This window comes from Longilinea arvoryzae (genome assembly GCF_001050235.1).
GTDB classification, from domain to species: Bacteria; Chloroflexota; Anaerolineae; order Anaerolineales; family Anaerolineaceae; genus Longilinea; species Longilinea arvoryzae.
Genome location: NZ_DF967972.1, coordinates 3,740,025 through 3,755,395 on the forward strand (window position 1 = coordinate 3,740,025; position 15,371 = coordinate 3,755,395).

At 57.6% G+C, this 15,371-nt stretch carries 18 protein-coding genes; 11 read left to right on the top strand and 7 right to left on the bottom strand.

Translation table 11 applies throughout. From position 1 onward, the window contains the following. Positions 1-60: 60 nt before the first annotated feature. Together LARV_RS16795 and LARV_RS16800 are read right to left on the bottom strand one after the other, a co-directional pair. On the bottom strand, positions 61-375 hold the full coding sequence (locus LARV_RS16795) for a thioredoxin family protein (protein ID WP_075074723.1): 315 nt from the start codon (positions 373-375) through the stop codon (positions 61-63). 75 nt (positions 376-450) lie between these two features. Further along, positions 451-1,074: a SixA phosphatase family protein gene (locus tag LARV_RS16800; protein ID WP_075074724.1), complete on the bottom strand. Its 624-nt coding sequence runs from the start codon at positions 1,072-1,074 to the stop codon at positions 451-453. 162 nt (positions 1,075-1,236) lie between these two features. On the opposite strand from LARV_RS16800, the gene LARV_RS16805 reads away from it, so the two are divergent. The 4 genes from LARV_RS16805 (at position 1,237) to LARV_RS16820 (ending at position 4,120) form a co-directional block, all read left to right on the top strand. Then, positions 1,237-1,605 (top strand): DUF6504 family protein, encoded by a 369-nt coding sequence (locus LARV_RS16805; RefSeq protein ID WP_152031835.1) that lies wholly within the window; start codon positions 1,237-1,239, stop codon positions 1,603-1,605. 200 nt (positions 1,606-1,805) lie between these two features. Next, a complete protein-coding gene (locus LARV_RS16810) occupies positions 1,806-2,246 on the top strand; it encodes a DUF2089 domain-containing protein (protein ID WP_075074726.1) in 441 nt (146 codons plus the stop codon). 2 nt (positions 2,247-2,248) lie between these two features. Continuing rightward, complete coding sequence (locus tag LARV_RS16815; protein WP_075074727.1) at positions 2,249-2,641, top strand: SHOCT-like domain-containing protein; 393 nt, start codon at positions 2,249-2,251, stop codon at positions 2,639-2,641. A gap of 147 nt (positions 2,642-2,788) precedes the next feature. Next, positions 2,789-4,120 (top strand): MFS transporter, encoded by a 1,332-nt coding sequence (locus tag LARV_RS16820; RefSeq protein WP_075074728.1) that lies wholly within the window; start codon positions 2,789-2,791, stop codon positions 4,118-4,120. A gap of 74 nt (positions 4,121-4,194) precedes the next feature. On the opposite strand, the gene LARV_RS16825 is transcribed toward LARV_RS16820, so the two are convergent. The 4 genes from LARV_RS16825 to gmk all read right to left on the bottom strand — a co-directional run bounded on the left by LARV_RS16825 (position 4,195) and on the right by gmk (position 8,428). Further along, complete coding sequence (locus LARV_RS16825) at positions 4,195-5,271, bottom strand: fatty acid desaturase (protein ID WP_083522655.1); 1,077 nt, start codon at positions 5,269-5,271, stop codon at positions 4,195-4,197. Positions 5,272-5,388: 117 nt separating this feature from the next. Next, the gene (locus tag LARV_RS16830; RefSeq protein ID WP_075074729.1) at positions 5,389-7,026 is read right to left on the bottom strand and encodes an aspartate:alanine exchanger family transporter; all 1,638 of its coding nucleotides are present in this window, start codon (positions 7,024-7,026) and stop codon (positions 5,389-5,391) included. Positions 7,027-7,040: 14 nt separating this feature from the next. Next, positions 7,041-7,793: a rhomboid family intramembrane serine protease gene (locus LARV_RS16835; protein WP_075074730.1), complete on the bottom strand. Its 753-nt coding sequence runs from the start codon at positions 7,791-7,793 to the stop codon at positions 7,041-7,043. Then, positions 7,790-8,428 carry a guanylate kinase gene (gene gmk, locus LARV_RS16840; protein ID WP_075074731.1) on the bottom strand — a complete coding sequence of 213 codons (639 nt, stop codon included), beginning with the start codon at positions 8,426-8,428 and terminating at the stop codon, positions 7,790-7,792. The genes LARV_RS16835 and gmk overlap by 4 nt, the downstream gene beginning before the upstream one ends. 100 nt (positions 8,429-8,528) lie before the next feature. Between gmk and LARV_RS16845 the strand changes: the two genes are divergently transcribed. Beyond that, positions 8,529-8,921, top strand: a complete 393-nt coding sequence (locus LARV_RS16845) for an FmdB family zinc ribbon protein (RefSeq protein WP_075074732.1) — start codon at positions 8,529-8,531, stop codon at positions 8,919-8,921. Here LARV_RS16845 and LARV_RS16850 read toward each other — a convergent pair. Next, a complete protein-coding gene (locus LARV_RS16850) occupies positions 8,918-10,198 on the bottom strand; it encodes a hypothetical protein (RefSeq protein WP_075074733.1) in 1,281 nt (426 codons plus the stop codon). The genes LARV_RS16845 and LARV_RS16850 overlap by 4 nt on opposite strands. Before the next feature lie 141 nt (positions 10,199-10,339). Between LARV_RS16850 and LARV_RS16855 the strand changes: the two genes are divergently transcribed. From LARV_RS16855 to LARV_RS16880, 6 genes are read left to right on the top strand one after another with little or no spacing between them, the layout of a single operon-like run. Then, entirely contained in the window at positions 10,340-10,897 is a 558-nt protein-coding gene (locus tag LARV_RS16855; RefSeq protein ID WP_075074734.1) for an RNA polymerase sigma factor, read from the top strand. Next, complete coding sequence (locus tag LARV_RS16860; protein ID WP_075074735.1) at positions 10,890-11,297, top strand: hypothetical protein; 408 nt, start codon at positions 10,890-10,892, stop codon at positions 11,295-11,297. The genes LARV_RS16855 and LARV_RS16860 overlap by 8 nt, the downstream gene beginning before the upstream one ends. Positions 11,298-11,299: 2 nt before the next feature. Further along, positions 11,300-11,974 carry a hypothetical protein gene (locus tag LARV_RS16865; RefSeq protein WP_075074736.1) on the top strand — a complete coding sequence of 225 codons (675 nt, stop codon included), beginning with the start codon at positions 11,300-11,302 and terminating at the stop codon, positions 11,972-11,974. Beyond that, on the top strand, positions 11,971-13,383 hold the full coding sequence (locus LARV_RS16870) for an efflux RND transporter periplasmic adaptor subunit (protein WP_075074737.1): 1,413 nt from the start codon (positions 11,971-11,973) through the stop codon (positions 13,381-13,383). The genes LARV_RS16865 and LARV_RS16870 overlap by 4 nt, the downstream gene beginning before the upstream one ends. Next, entirely contained in the window at positions 13,380-14,075 is a 696-nt protein-coding gene (locus tag LARV_RS16875) for an ABC transporter ATP-binding protein (protein ID WP_075074738.1), read from the top strand. The genes LARV_RS16870 and LARV_RS16875 overlap by 4 nt, the downstream gene beginning before the upstream one ends. Beyond that, entirely contained in the window at positions 14,072-15,301 is a 1,230-nt protein-coding gene (locus LARV_RS16880; RefSeq protein WP_075074739.1) for an ABC transporter permease, read from the top strand. Before LARV_RS16875 ends, LARV_RS16880 begins: the two co-directional genes overlap by 4 nt. Positions 15,302-15,371: the final 70 nt, after the last annotated feature.

Genomic DNA, 15,371 nt, shown 5'->3' on the forward strand with positions numbered 1-15,371 from the left:
TTCGTTCTCGAATGTTAAAACAAAAATCGAGGCCTCTATTCAACCTCGATTTTCGATGGATCAAAGGTAAGCTTCGAATTTCTGCACCAGGCGATCCATGGGCTGATATCCCATGGCGCGTTGTTTGGCTTCCCCGTTGACGAACAGGATGATCGTTGGAACGCTCATCACATTCATGCTGACCGCCAGATCGCTGCTCTCGTCGATGTCCATATGAACCAGGCGCACGCGATCTTTCCATAACTGCGCCAATTTCTCCAATTCCGGTTCCATGCGTTTGCACGGCCCGCACCATACCGCGCCGAATTCCACCATCACCGGGATGCTGGATTTCAGCACTTTTTCATCGAATTGTTCGCGATGAATGTTCTCCATACGACTTTTCAATTCCCCTTCTATTCGGATTCCGAACGAATGGATTTAAGCTTTATTCATCCTGTCGAATCCGGATTATTTTTTCGAACCCGTGTTCTTTCCTTTCGAGCCCTTGCCGTTCTTCTCTTTGCCTTCCTTGACTACCTTCTCTTCCTTTGCCGGTTTAGCAGTTTTGTCTTCCTTGGCCGGTTTGGTTTCTTTTTCTTCCTTCAATTCACGCGGTGTCCAGAGGGCAATCAATTCACCGGGATCTTCATGGGCCCGGATATCTTTCCAACTGTGGATCGGAAGCGAAAGGTAGGCTATGGCTGCGGTGGGTAGAGATTCGACGCGCCCGCTGAGGATCTGCAGTAATCCTTCCAACCCGGGATTATGCCCAATGATGAGGATGCGTTCCAGATCATCCGGCATCAAGGACAATAATTCCAGATAAATTTCCGGTTCTGCCATATACAACGAATCAAGAAAGGATACCTCGCCACTAAAACCTGTCGTTTCGATGACCGCAGCGACCGTCTCGCGCGACCTTTCGGCGGTGGAGGTCAGAATCCGTTGCGGCACCAGCTCATTGTCGACCAATAGTTTGCTCATCCGCGGCGCATCTTTCTTCCCGCGTTTATTCAGGCCGCGTTCGTGGTCTTTGACCTCGGGATGTTTCCAACTCGATTTCGCATGGCGCATCAAAAGCAATGTTTTCATACGACCCATCCATCGTAATTGGCATCAGAAAATGAAGGATTACATCACTTGTCTAAAAGTATATCACAACTGAAACGCGCTCATCCCGGTCAGACACGGAATTTTGTCTGGGTCTGGATTCTCCGGGTTTTCAAAATCCGAAAAAAATTCTACAATGAAACCATGAACGATCATCCATTGCATTTTATCGATGAGCCTATCGAAGTGCGCTACGACCAGCCGCCTTTGCTGGAGAAGAAACCCGACTGCCCTCAGGGGTTTTGCTGGCGCGGCGAGGATCTTCGGATCATCGAAATGCTGGCTGAATGGCAGGATTTTCGCCGGCGTGGCCGTATGTCGCGCAACATGATCCCGGCTCATCTTCAGCATGCCTCGCGCGCGGGTTCGTGGGGCGTCGGACGATTCTTCTTTCGCGTTCGGGTCCAGGATGGGCGGATCTTCGATATCTATTACGACCGCGCGCCCGAGGACTCACTGCACCGGAAAGGGAACTGGTTTGTATTTTCAGAGCGGGATAAGTCCGACCAATAAATATTGAAGTCAAACATTAATATTATTCAATAATTTGCAAAATAGTTGAATAATATTGAATTTATATATTGACATTTCTGGAATTCGTGCTAGAATGACAGCGAAAGACGAAAAAGCTTCCCGGAAGGGCCTGGGCTCATTCACCCCGGCTCGTTCCCCCAGGTTCCGGCTGCTGATCGTTTGACCAGAATGGAGAACGCATGAATTCAATTTTGACAAAATGCCCGATCTGCGGCAACGAACTGGCCGTGACCCGCCTCTACTGCCCGCAATGCGATACGACCATCGAAGGCCATTTCAGCCAGGGTCGCAATCCCTTTGCCAACCTCACCACCGAACAGATGCAATTTGCGCTCACGTTCATCCGCTGCGAAGGGCGCTTCAACCGCATGGAAGAAGAGCTCAGCCTCTCCTATCCGACGTTGCGCAACCGGCTCAACGAAGTCATCCGCGCGCTGGGTTTTGATCCCGGGCGGGAAGAACCGCAGCCTGCGGTGACGCGCCTGAGCGCGGAAGACCGGATGCGCATTCTGGACGACCTTGCCCAGGGCAAAATTACCTCGGAAGAGGCTCAACAACAGCTTCGCGGCGTCAAGACCGCCGATAGCGTTGAGCCCAATCCTGCTGACAGGAAGGCATAACCATGGTACAGACAGAAGAACGCCTGCGTGTTTTAAAAATGCTTCAGGAAGGCAAGATCTCCGCGACCGAGGCGGCGCAGATTCTCGAAGCCCTCGAAGAAATTCCTTCCCCCAGCGCGCCCAAGACGCCCGCATCGGCGTCGATACCCAGCCGGCCCGGAAAGTGGTTTCGCGTTCAGGTCACAGACACCAACACCGGCAAAACCCGCGTCAATGTGCGCCTGCCGCTGAACATGGTCTCGGCGGGTGTGAAGATGGGTATGAAGTTTTCGCCCGAGGTCGAAGGCCTGGACGTGAACGAGTTAATGGCCTTCATCAATTCCGGCGAGGTCGGCCAGATCGTCGACGTGACGGATATTGAAGACGGCGAGCACGTCGAAGTCTTTATCGAATAACCTTCCCGGATCATTCCGGCTGCCGGTCAGCCGATCAAGTCAAGCACACAATCGATCGAAAGGATAATAGCCCCCGGGCTCCCGTAGCCAGACTGGACGCGGCTGTGGAAGTGATCTCCCGGTTTGGATGGCTTTGGTTTTAATCCGATGACGAACACAGAAATTCCTCAAACTTCAAAAGAATCAAAGGGCTGGCTGAAGTTGTTTGCCCCCATCTGGATCGGGCAGGCCTTCTCCCTGTTTGGAAGCGCGCTGGTGCAGTTCGCACTGGTGTGGTGGATGACGCAAAAAACCGGCTCGGCGGCCGTGCTGGCGACGGCATCGATGGTCGCCATGCTGCCCGAAGTCTTCCTGGGGCCATTTGCCGGCGCGTTGGTGGACCGCTGGAACCGCCGCCGGGTGATGATCATCGCCGATGGCAGCGTTGCATTGGTGACGCTGGGGTTGGTCTTACTCTTCGCCACCGGTCATGTCGAAATCTGGCATGTCTACGTGGCGCTGTTCCTGCGTTCGCTGGGCGGATCCTTCCATTGGCCGGCCATGCAGGCGTCGGTAAGCCTGATGGTGCCCGAGAAGCATCTCGCCCGCGTCTCTGGCGCCAACCAGGCGTTGCAGGGCCTGCTGCGCATTGCAGCGCCGCCGCTGGGCGCCTTGCTGCTGATGGCGCTGCCCATGTTCGCCGTGCTCATGATCGACATTGTCACCGCCGCCATTGCCATCCTGCCCCTGGCGCTGGCGCATATTCCGCAGCCAGTACGCTCGGACAGCGAAGCCACCGTCACTCCGAGACAGGTGCTGCGCGACGTGAAGGAGGGCATCCGTTATCTGGTTGCCTGGCCCGGATTACTGGGAGTCATGCTGCTGGCCTGTATGATCAATTTCTTCCTCTCCCCCACCGGCGCTTTCCTTCCGCTGCTGGTCACCGACCACTTCAAGGGTGGCGCGTTTCAACTCGGCTGGTTGGAATCCGTTCAGGGAATTGGACTGCTGGCCGGTGGACTGCTGCTCAGCGTTTGGGGCGGTTTCAAACGTCGCATCATCACCAGTCTATTGGGAGTGATTGGCGTTGGAGCAGGGATTCTTCTGGTCGGGTTGGCGCCAGCCAATCTGTATGTGCTGGCGCTGGTCGGCCTGGCCATCACCGGTGTGATGCTGTCGCTGGCCAACGGACCGTTGTTTGCCATCTTCCAAACCTCCATTGCGCCTGAAATGCAGGGACGCATGTTCACCCTCATCACCAGCCTGGCCGGGCTCATGTCGCCCCTGGGCATGGCCATCTCAGCCCCCATTGGCGAGTACCTGGGTGTACGCTCCTGGTATATACTGGCCGGCGGGTTGACTGTCTTTATGGGCGTGGTGGGGTTGATGATCCCCACCATCCTGAAGATCGAAGAACAGGCCAGGGACCGTATCCAAAACGCGAACCTGGGGCTGCAGCCGGCCAGTGAGAAGGTCGCCTCCCAACCAGCCGCCGATTAATTCGCAGCCTGTGATGTAAATGACCGGGGCAGCAGTCGATGGATTGCCGCCCCATTTGCTTCTATTTTTATGCGTTAGAGCATATCGTGAAAGCTGAGCATCCGGTTGCGGTTACCCTCATCGATCAAAGCCAGGCGTACGGTTTGAAACCCGTCCCGGAAACGGATGACCTGCGAATATTTTTGGATCAGGGGATTCTCGCGGTAGCAAGCCTCCAGGTTGTAATTGGGGATGCGCGGGCTGAGATGGTGAACCTGGTGGAAGCCGATGTTGCCGGAGAGCCATTGCAGAACCCGGGGTAATTTGTAATAGGATGCACCCAACAGCGCCGAAGCGACATAATTCCACTGGTCATCTCGCGCCCAGTAGGCGCCTGCGAACTGGTGCTGGATGTAAAACATCCAGATGCCGCCCATGCCCGCGATCCACAACACGGGTAAAAAGATTCTGGCGTAATTCCAAAAGCCACCCAACAGGAGACTGCTGACCGCTCCGACCGCCACGATGGCCAGGTCAGCCCATAGTACGTTCATGTTTTCTTTACGACCAAATCTGGGTATGGGGAAACGGTGCAGGATGAAAAAGGTGAAAACCGGTCCCAGGCCGAACATGATGAGCGGGAACCGGAAAAGCCGGTAGCCGATGCGCTGAATCAGCGGCAGGGCGCGGTATTCTTTCACGGTCAGCGTGGTCACATCGCCAATACCGCGTTTATCCAGGTTGCCGCTGGTGGCATGATGGATGGCATGCGCGTGCCACCAATGCTCACTCGGCGTCCAGACCAGCACGCCCAGCAGAAACCCGACGATTTTATTCGCCTGGCGGGAGGGCAAAAACGAGTTATGCCCGCAGTCGTGAAAGAAAATGAACAGACGCACCAGTAAACCGGCCGTTGGAATCGCCAGGCCCAGGGTGAGCCAATAAGAGAATTCCAGGCTGCGATACATTGCGTACATCAGGGCATAGAAAGGCACCAGGGTATTGACCAGTTGCCAGACGGCCTTGCGGGTGTCGGCGCGCTGGTAAGGTGCCAGGAGCGGCGCAAGCTCCTTCATCGTTGGCAGCGCCGGAGTTGCTGGCGCGGTTGGTTGTGGATCAGGGGATACCTCTTCCACCCGGGGTGGGATCGTATCAATAATATTGTTTATCATAAATATCTCCTTATTCGTTACTTAGTGTAACGAAACAGGCTGCCTGACAAAACGCCCCGCCTTCACATTCGCGGGGTGTCTTTGGGCCTGGGAGACTGTGAGGGTCACATGACCCGGTTACAGAAAAAGGATCAACAGCACCTGCGCCAGCAGGATCTTCACGATCATGGCCACCGGATAAACGGTGGCGTAACCGATATTGGGGAGTTCATTCCCGCTTTGTTCCAGGCCGAAACCCAGCACAGCCGGTTGGGTTTGCAGCCCCGCCAGCACGCCCACCATCAGGCTCATCGGAATGCGCAGCACCTTGTGCCCCATCCACAGGGTTGCCAGCCCGGTGATGCAGGTGATTGCCGCGCCGGCTCCCAAAACCAGCCAACCGTCGCCCTGTCGCAGGGTCGAAAAAAAAGCGTAACCGGCGCGCGTACCCACGCCGGCCAGGAACAGGACCAGGCCCACCTGGCGTAGGGTCAAGTTGGCGCTGTAGGGAATTTCCCACATAATCGGGCCGGTGCGTCCCAGCGCGCCCAGCGCCAGCCCAACCACCAGCGTTCCGCCGGCCAGTCCCAGGCGCAGGGTCACGCCCCCGGGCAGTGGAATGGGAATCATGCCTACCAGCAATCCGAGCGCCACCCCGAGTCCGAAGGCCAACACATCGATCTCACTGACAGCCCGGTAGGAATCCCCGAAGAAATTCGCCACCGGCGTCAACTGGTTGTGCGGCGCCAGGATGCGCACCTGATCTCCCAGCGCCAGCAGGGTATCACCGTGCGGCAGAATCTCCAGATCGCCGTGCCGCACCCGGCTGACGATGGCGCCGAAGCGTTCACCCAGGTGCAAATCACGCAGTTTGCGGCCGGCCACCTCCGGATCGGAAACAAAGACCCGCCGCCGGTCGAAAACGCGCATATCGAATTCGAGCCGCTCTGCCGCCGGTTGGCCCAGTACCGCCGCCACCCGTTCCAATTCGTCGCGCCGTCCCACCATACTGATCAGGTCGCCCACCGCCAGGTGGTCCTGGCCGTTCACCAGATGCACCTGTCCGGCATGTTTCAGGCGGCCAAATATGACATCCCAATCGTTGCCAGAAACCAGTTCTGCGATGGAAGCCTGTTGATCGGCCTGCACGCGCACCGTGCAACTGTCCAGCGGTTCAAGATCCACGCCGAATTCATGCGCCCGCTCCATTTCGGCGTGATAATCGATCCTCCATAACCGCTGCAGCAGGTAGATCACCAGGATCATGCCCAGGACGCCCATCGGGTAGGTCAGCGAATAGGCGATCACCGGCTCGGCGGTCATCTGATCGACCAGGGCAGCCGGCGCGGTCGCGCGCACATGCTCCAGAACGCCGGCCAGCGCCGGCGTATTGGTCAGGCTGCCGGCGAACATACCGGCGGCCAGGGGTGTTTTGATTTGAAAAATCACCTTTGCGGCGGCGACGAGTCCGCCGGCCAGCGCCAGCATACCCGCCACCAGCAGGTTGGTCTTCATGCCCTGCCGGCGCAGCGAACCGAAAAATATCGAACCGCTGCTCAAGCCGATCGTGTATACAAAAAGCACCAGTCCCAGGTTGTACACGACCTCGGGCAGTTTCAGATCGGGATCCAGCGCGCCGAATGCCAGGCCGACGAACAGCACCGCGGCTACGCCCAGGCTGGCGCCGCCGACCTTCAACCGGCCCAGCGGGTAACCGATGGCTGCCACCAGAAAGAGCAGCAGCAGCGGATTATCGCGTAATATTTGAAGGAACATACCAGAAGGTTCGCTTATTTGATCAGAAACGCCATGACCCCGAAGAGCAGCGTCACTGCCGCTCCGACCAGGATCGTCAGGTTGCTGTCGCGCTGGTCCACCAGTTCGAACCCACCCGGGATCTCGGTCACTTTCCAGAGCGGACCGCCGAACCACGCCAGGAGGAGGCCGCCCATCAGCCCGCCCAGGTGGCCGTTGTTATCGACGCTGCCCATCAACCCCATGGCGAGGTTGATCACCACAATGACGATCGTGTTCGCCAGCATGGCCCTGGCATTGCGAAACAACTTGCGGTTCTGATAGATGAAAATTCCTTCGGCCGCGACCAGGCCGAAAATGGCCGTGGAAGCGCCCAGGGAGGGGTTTGCCGTGAGTAAGAACGACATCACGTTCCCGGCAAAACCGCTGACCATGTACAGGATTGTGTAGCGCAGGTGGCCGTATTGTTGCTCGAGCCCACGCCCGATGGCAAACAGCGCGTACATATTGAAGAAGATATGCGCCACCGATCCATGCAGCCACATGGGTGTAATCAGCCGCCAGTACTGTCCGGCCACGATATATTCATTGATTTTCATGCCGTACAGCGCCGGAATATCATATCCGGTGAGCGCTTTGGCGATCACCTGGGCCAGATAAACCAGGACGCAGGATCCGATCAAGAAATAAGTCACGTACGGTTTTTGAGCCGGTAAACGCCAGCGAACGATGGGTTGAGGCGGGGGGTTGACCGGGCCTTCGCTTGTTCCCGAATAAGGGTTGTTCATAAATTGACCTTCCGGTGCGGATTGCGCATATGCTCGCTGGTGATGATCGAAATGATCTTATCCACCGTCTCGCCCAGGCAGCAGCGCTTGTTGGTGACGATATAGTCGAAAATTGGCAGCAGGGCCAGCTCCCCCGGCGCGGCCGTGATGCGGCGTTCGATCTGCTCGGGCGTATCGGTCCGGCGCCCCAGCAGCATCTCGCGCCAGTCCTGCTCGTTGGCCGGCGTGATGAAGATGAGCAGCGCTTCCGGGATCAATTCACGGAACTTGCGCGCACCCTGCACGTCCACCCGCATGATCACATCCAGGCCGCTGGCCATGGCATCCTGAATCTGCCGGCGTGGAACGCCCTTGTAATCGTTGTACACCAGGGCGCATTCAATGAGTTCGTTGTTTTGAATCATTTCCTGAAAACGTTCTTTGGTCAGAAAATGATAATCCACTCCATCGCGTTCGTTGACTCGCGGCGCGCGCGTGGTGGCAGTGACCACTTTATGCAGGGGCATACCGCGCTTGAGCAGTTCCTCGATCACGGCATCCTTCCCGACCCCGGACAGCCCGGAGATTACGATAAAAAGCGGTTGCGGTTTTTGCAGGTTGAAATCCAGGGTCGCCTTGCTCGCGTTTGATTCCATAAGTGAAAAGCGCCGGCTCCATCTTTCGAAAATCTACAAATTTCTAACAGTAGCATGATTATAATTGATTTAGGGACGAACAAATATCGGAGGATTGTGCATGCCGACTTATGAATATCGTTGTCTCGATTGCCGCAGGCGCTTCGAGCTCTTTATGAAGTTTTCTGAATATGGGACGAAACCCGTCACCTGCCCGCACTGCCAGAGCAGCCACGTGGAACGGCGCATCGGCAGGGTTCGCGTTGGGCGGTCGGATGAAAACCGGCTTTCCAATCTGGCTGACCCGGCCAACCTGGCCGCCATCGATGATAATCCACGCGCGCTGGGGAAGATGATGCGCGAAATGAGCCATGAAGTCGGTGAAGACATGGGCGGTGAATTCGACGAAGTCGTCTCGCGCCTTGAATCCGGGCAAAGCCCGGATGATATCGAACGGGAATTGCCCGATCTGGGCAGTGATTCCGGCGGCGGCCCGGGGGGCGCCGATCTCTAATTCGAGTTTGGCGTGCTTTTCACCAGACTTTGCAATTTACCGAAGGACGTCAGCCAGGATATCCGGTTGAGAAAATCGGCCAGGGTCGATGATTCGGCGCGCAGTTGGTTCACCGCCGGGCCAACCGGATCGCGACCAAAAGCCCCCACCGGCGCATCGGCGTAAGCCCCGTGGAAGGCAAAATAGGCCTGATTCAAACGCCGGATCTGGTAGCCGTGATCCCAGAAGAAACGCCGCCGCAGTTCCATGTATTGTTCGGCTTCATCGATCTTCCCTTCAGCCAGCAGTTCATCCACCCTGACCCGCGTGGTGTGCATTTCGGCGCGGTAATCAAAAGTCTGAGTCACAGAACTGGATCGCATCCAGGCCGGCGGTGAAATTTTTTCGACAAAATCCAGTTGTGGAACCTGATCGGGATAATATTCACGCATGACCAGCCGCCCCACCTCGCCGCCGACGATCGAAGCCGTCGTTTCATTCATCGTACGCAGCTCGGAGGTCGTCGAATAATTCCAACCCAACGGGCGGAAATCCAAAAAATTATGGGTCCATTCGTGGATGATCGTATCGCTCACCCAGGCCAGGTCGGAGGTGGATTGCACCATCGGAGGGTAGGTGCCCATCCCGCCAATTTCGGTGACCAGCGCTGAAACACCGAGGTTCTGTTCCACACGTTTTTCGAGCTCCGTGATCTGTTCCAGCGTCAAATCCGGCAGCAGTGAAATGAGGGCATCCTGATGGATGGTGTTGCGGGGCGAAATAATCAGGGCCAAAGGCAGGGGAGAAACGTGATACAGCAGCGGTGGCAGGGTTTGGCCGCCAAGCGTCAATCCCATTTCGGCCAACGCCTGACTGGCTTCTTCCTGGAGGATCGATTCGCAGATGGGTTCGAGTTTCCGGCGGCGAGCCTGCAGCTCGGTTTGTTGGATGACCAGATCGTGGGCAGTCTTTTTCGGGTCCGTTACTGTGGGATCGGCGTAGATCTTTTCGATTTGACTTTGGGTATCGTCCAGCTCGGAGATTAACGACATGCAATCCTGCACCGTGCGGGATTGATCGGCGACCGAAAGGTAACGCTGCGCGCCGAGCGCGCTCTGTTCGAGTTTTAGGAAAATCGCGTTCCATTCCCAACTTGTATAATCGAACTCGATGCCGCGCGTGAAACTGCGCACACGTTCGGTAAAATCCGCCGGCATATACACGCTGTTGGCCAACGTCAGGATGCACAGCACGCCTGCCAGAAGGACCGAATCGAAGTAACGCAGGAAGATTTTCATGCGAAGGTGATTATACCTTATGCCTCTTTACCGGTAACCCGCACGGAAATGATATGATAGGGTTATCCAGGCTGTCCTTTTTGATGACTTTTTCAACAGGATGTAACTTTTTCGCCGCGGCTTCGTGTAACAGGTAGACCTATGTCGTTAAGCCTCGCCGCCGAACAGGAACTGATCCACCGGGCCCAGTGGGGAGATGATTTGGCTTTCGAGGAATTGATCGAGGCCAATTCCCCACGCCTTTTTCGTACCATCCGGCGGCTGTGCCAGGATGACGGCGAAGCCGAAGCGGTGCTGCAGGAGACTTTTTGGCGGGTCTGGCGCAATTTGGCTCATTATCATGACGACCGGCCGCTTTTTCCATATCTGGTGACCATCGCGGTCAACCAGTTGCGCGATTCGTGGCGGACGCAACGCTGGCTGGACGACACCGGGCTGGATGAGTCCGCCGACCAGATTGCACAGGATGCGCCATCACCTGAGGGCCAATTGCTGGCGTTGCAGGACCGCGAACAGCTCGCCCGTGCGCTGCAGCAACTGACACCGGCCTATCGCGCAGTGATTGTGCTGCGTTACCAGGCGGATATGAGCTATGAAGAAATCGCCAGCGCGCTGAAATTGCCCGTCAACACCGTGCGCGTTCACCTGCACCGGGCGAAAACGCTGCTGCGCCAATCGATGGAGAATGAGAATGGATGATCTCGACCGTCTGCTCAAATCCCTGCCGCAGACCGATCTGCCGGGCGGGCTGGCCGGTCGCGCGTGCGCCAATTTCAAGCGCCGCCGCCAGCATCAGCAACGCCTGCACGTCGCTGCCAGCCTGACGCTGCTTGTTGTGGGCCTCTGGCTGGGCGGGCCGGCGCTGCTTACCCTGAGTGCCCAGATTCAATCCGGCGCTTCCGGTCCGGGGTTCTTGAACGTGCTGTATGCGAGTCTGTTCGATGCCGGCACGGCGCTGGCAGCCTACACCCACGGCAGCAGCAGCGTTCAGGCGGCGCTCAACAACTCCCTTGGGCTGACCGCCTGGGTCGGAATACTGGCGTTGGCCGCCGGTGCACTGCTGGGCATCAGTGGGATGGTATCGCGTTCTTTGAGGTGATGATGAAACAAAAACGATGGCTTGCCTTCTTATGGTTCGCGGCGGACCTGGCCATTCTGGCTGCCTCGGCGCTGTTCAAATGGCAGCGCTGGGTGGAGCTTCCGCAAGGTTCGTACCTGCCAACCCTCATGCGCGAGCACTGGGCCGGCACACCCGTTCTGGTGACCAATCTGGCGGGCATGCTCAGCTTTTTCCTGACCAGCCTGGTGATCTATTTTCTCTTGCCGCGCACGCTGCGTTCCATCGGCGGCGCACCCGCCAGACGCGGGGGTGTGATCCGGGCGGCTTTATTGGGATTGTTCACCGGCTTGCTGGTGTTCTTCATTGTTCTCAGTTCCGCCGTGGGCAGCGGCACCTTCCCCTTTGCCATGGTCGTTCTCGCGCTGGTCTTACTCGCCAGTGTGGTCGGTATGGTGGCGCTCGAGCTGCGCATTGGCGCCTGGCTGGCCGCTCTGGCCGGCTGGCCGGAGAGCTCGCCGGCGATTCATCTTCTGATGGCCGTCCTCGTGCTGTATCCGTTCACCATCCTGCCAGCCATCGGGGGCCTGTTCATGGTGATCTATGTGCTTTTCGGCCTGGGTACCGTGGTGCTGGCCCGGGTGAATGTACTCTATCCCTGGAATCACGAATTACCGCATTCGAATGAAAAACAGTTGGAAAAGGAATTAACGGAATGAAACGCAAAACCGTCATTACCCTCGTCATTATCGCGGTTGTGCTGGTCGGGGCTCTTCTCTTCTACCGTAGCTATCGCAATGCCCAGGCAGCCGCTTCGCAAAATTACCAGACGGCAGTCGTCGAACGCGGCAGCCTGACCGCCATCGTCGGCGCCACCGGCACCGTGCGCGCCAATCAGAGTGCCGTGCTGGCCTGGCAAACCAGCGGGCAGGTCGAATCCATCAAGGTCAAACTGGATGAGAAGGTCAAGCAGGGTCAGGTGCTGGTATCCCTGTCCAAGGGCTCGCTGCCGCAAAATGTCATCCTGGCCGAAGCGGATCTGGTCACGGCGCAGCGCAACCTTGAAGATCTGAAAAATTCCAACGTGGCCGCCTCGCAGGCTGAAATGGCATTATTGAACGCGAAGACCGCGCTCGAAGATGCTCAGAAAAATCGAACCAGCAAACAATATGGGCGGGCCTCTTCCGACACCATCGAAGCCGCGCGCGCCAGTTATTACCTGGCGGAAGATAAGGTGAAAAAAGCGCAGGATTTCTACAACCTGTTCTCCAGCAAGCCCGATAACGATCTCGGCCGCGCCAACGCGCTCACACTGCTGGCCGGCGCCAAACGCGATCGCGACCACGCGCTGGCCAACCTGAACTGGCTGGTCGGGCTGCCGGATACCGAGGAAGTGACCAAAGCCGATGCGCAGGTCAAATTGGCCGAAGCTCAGGTGGCAGACGCTCAACGCGCCTACGACCGCTATAAGGACGGCGCTGATCCAGACGAAGTCCGGGCAGCCGAAGCGCATGTGGCAGCCCTCCAGGCGACCATCGACCTGGCGCGCCTGGAAGCTCCATTTGCCGGAACGATCACCGAATTGAACTCCATGGTTGGCGATGAGGTCAGCATGGGCAGCATGGCCGTGCGCATCGATGATCTCAGCCATCTGCTCGTCGACGTTCAGGTCCCTGAAATCGACATCAACAGCATCCAGGTCGGCCAGGAAGCCCGCCTGACGTTCGATGGCATCCCCAACCAGGAATACACCGGCAAAGTGACCCAGGTGGGCCGGGTGGGCACCGATGTGGCCGGCGCGGTGAATTTTAATGTCACCATCGAGCTTACCAATGCCGATGAGGCGGTTCGACCTGGCATGACCGCGGCCGTCAACGTCATTGTGAAACAACTCAATGATGTCATCACGGTCCCCAACCGCGCCGTGCGCCTTTTGAACGGCGAGCGCGTCGTCTATAAACTTGTCAACGGCAAGCCGCAGGCGGTCAAAATCACACTGGGCGCCACCGCCGACACCAACAGCGAAATTGCCTCCGGAGATATCAAGGAAGGCGATACAGTCATTCTCAACCCACCCAGTTCGTTCCTGAACAACATGTCTGGTGGTGGTTTTATGAGGGGACAATGAGCGACAACGAGGTCGTCATTCGCGCGATCAACCTTACCAAGACCTACCGCATGGGCGAAATGGAGGTGAACGCGTTGAACGGCGCCTCCCTGGAAATTCGCCGCGGTGAGGTGGTCGCCATCACCGGGCCATCCGGTTCGGGCAAATCGACCATGATGAACTGTCTCGGCTGCCTGGACCGGCCAACCAGCGGCGAATATTATCTGGATGGCGAGCTGGTTTCCAGCCTGAATGATGATCAGCTGGCGACCGTGCGCAACCGGAAAATCGGTTTTGTTTTCCAGAGCTTCAATCTTCTATCGCGAACGACCGCACTGGCCAACGTCGAACTGCCGCTGCGCTACGGAGGCGTTACCCAGGGCCGCACCGATCGCGCCCGGCAGGCGCTGGTGGCAGTCGGCCTGGCCAATCGCATTCATCACCGGCCGACCGAGCTTTCGGGTGGGCAGCAGCAGCGCGTCGCCATTGCGCGCGCCCTGGTGAACGATCCGGCCATGCTGCTGGCGGACGAACCCACCGGCAATCTGGATTCGCACTCCGGCAAAGAAATCATGGAATTGATCCTGACCCTCAACAAAGAGCGTGGCACGACGGTGGTGATCGTCACACACGATCCCGCCATCGCCGCCCAGACCCAACGCACCATCCGCATCAAGGACGGCAAAGTGCTCGAACCGGAGGCGGCGTCATGAACTTCTTGCAGGCAATTCACGAGGCCGTCGAAAGCCTGAGCGCCAATAAGATGCGCTCGGGCCTCACCATGCTGGGCATCATCATCGGTGTCGCGGCCGTTATCGCCATGTTGGCGGTGGGCGCCGGCGCGCAAAACACCATCACCGGTTCGATCAGCGGTATTGGCTCGAACTTGTTGTTTGTCTTCTCCGGCAATACGCAGGGGAATGTCCGCAACCAGCAACCTCTGACCCTGGAAGACGCCGATGCGATTGCCGATCCATTTCAGGCTCCCTCGGTCGCGGCGGTCGCGCCGGTCATCCAGGGGAATGCCGAAGTAAGCTTCTCCGGTGAGACGACCAATACCAGTATCATGGGCATCACTCCCGATTATCAAACAGTGCGCAATTACGAACTGACCGAAGGCGATTTCATCAACGAAGATGACATGCTGGCCCGCGCGTCAGTGACTGTTTTAGGTCCCGACCTGGCCGATAAACTCTTCAGCCGGCACGATGGTATTGTCGGCGAGACCATTCGCGTCGAAGGGCAGCCCTTCCGGGTGATCGGCGTGTTGCAATCCAAGGGCGGCAGCACCTTCGGCAGCCAGGACAATGTATTGTTAACGCCCATGACCACTGCCACGGCTCGTCTCATCCGTCGCACCAACCGCGACCGGGTGGACGTCATCTATGTCCAGGCCACCAGCCCGGATACGGTCCAACAGGCCAGCGATGAGATATCGGAGATCCTGCGCCAGCGCCACCGCACCCAGCTTGGGGAGGATGATTTTACAGTTTTCAGCCAGCAGGATTTCGTTACCACCGCCAAGACGATCACCAACGTGCTGACGATCTTCCTGGGCGGCGTGGCGGCGATCTCGCTGCTGGTGGGTGGAATTGGCATCATGAACATCATGCTGGTCTCGGTGACCGAACGCACCCGTGAAATTGGCCTGCGCAAAGCCATCGGTGCCCGCCGGCGCGATATTCTGATCCAGTTTCTGACTGAATCATCCCTGCTGAGCCTGGCCGGCGGCCTGGTGGGCATCGGCCTGGGGTATTTGATCGCCTTCATCGTTGGACGGATCGCAGCCGCCAGCGGAACACCTTTCACCCCCCAGGTTGGGCTGGGTTCCATTTTGCTGGCAACCCTCTTTTCGACAGCCGTCGGCCTCTTCTTCGGCCTTTATCCGGCCAACCGCGCTGCGGGGCTGGAACCCGTCGAAGCGCTGCGCTACGAATAGTGTCCGCCGGTTTCTTCCGGAGTTGAATTGTCAGGCAAATACCTTACACACGGCATGGAATAAACTCACT

Coding starts and splice junctions, on each gene's coding strand:
- LARV_RS16795 (WP_075074723.1), bottom strand. CDS start 375: ATGGAGAACATTCATCGCGAACAATTCGATGAAAAAGTGCTGAAATCC.
- LARV_RS16800 (WP_075074724.1), bottom strand. CDS start 1,074: ATGAAAACATTGCTTTTGATGCGCCATGCGAAATCGAGTTGGAAACAT.
- LARV_RS16805 (WP_152031835.1), top strand. CDS start 1,237: ATGAACGATCATCCATTGCATTTTATCGATGAGCCTATCGAAGTGCGC.
- LARV_RS16810 (WP_075074726.1), top strand. CDS start 1,806: ATGAATTCAATTTTGACAAAATGCCCGATCTGCGGCAACGAACTGGCC.
- LARV_RS16815 (WP_075074727.1), top strand. CDS start 2,249: ATGGTACAGACAGAAGAACGCCTGCGTGTTTTAAAAATGCTTCAGGAA.
- LARV_RS16820 (WP_075074728.1), top strand. CDS start 2,789: ATGACGAACACAGAAATTCCTCAAACTTCAAAAGAATCAAAGGGCTGG.
- LARV_RS16825 (WP_083522655.1), bottom strand. CDS start 5,271: ATGATAAACAATATTATTGATACGATCCCACCCCGGGTGGAAGAGGTA.
- LARV_RS16830 (WP_075074729.1), bottom strand. CDS start 7,026: ATGTTCCTTCAAATATTACGCGATAATCCGCTGCTGCTGCTCTTTCTG.
- LARV_RS16835 (WP_075074730.1), bottom strand. CDS start 7,793: ATGAACAACCCTTATTCGGGAACAAGCGAAGGCCCGGTCAACCCCCCG.
- gmk (WP_075074731.1), bottom strand. CDS start 8,428: ATGGAATCAAACGCGAGCAAGGCGACCCTGGATTTCAACCTGCAAAAA.
- LARV_RS16845 (WP_075074732.1), top strand. CDS start 8,529: ATGCCGACTTATGAATATCGTTGTCTCGATTGCCGCAGGCGCTTCGAG.
- LARV_RS16850 (WP_075074733.1), bottom strand. CDS start 10,198: ATGAAAATCTTCCTGCGTTACTTCGATTCGGTCCTTCTGGCAGGCGTG.
- LARV_RS16855 (WP_075074734.1), top strand. CDS start 10,340: ATGTCGTTAAGCCTCGCCGCCGAACAGGAACTGATCCACCGGGCCCAG.
- LARV_RS16860 (WP_075074735.1), top strand. CDS start 10,890: ATGGATGATCTCGACCGTCTGCTCAAATCCCTGCCGCAGACCGATCTG.
- LARV_RS16865 (WP_075074736.1), top strand. CDS start 11,300: ATGAAACAAAAACGATGGCTTGCCTTCTTATGGTTCGCGGCGGACCTG.
- LARV_RS16870 (WP_075074737.1), top strand. CDS start 11,971: ATGAAACGCAAAACCGTCATTACCCTCGTCATTATCGCGGTTGTGCTG.
- LARV_RS16875 (WP_075074738.1), top strand. CDS start 13,380: ATGAGCGACAACGAGGTCGTCATTCGCGCGATCAACCTTACCAAGACC.
- LARV_RS16880 (WP_075074739.1), top strand. CDS start 14,072: ATGAACTTCTTGCAGGCAATTCACGAGGCCGTCGAAAGCCTGAGCGCC.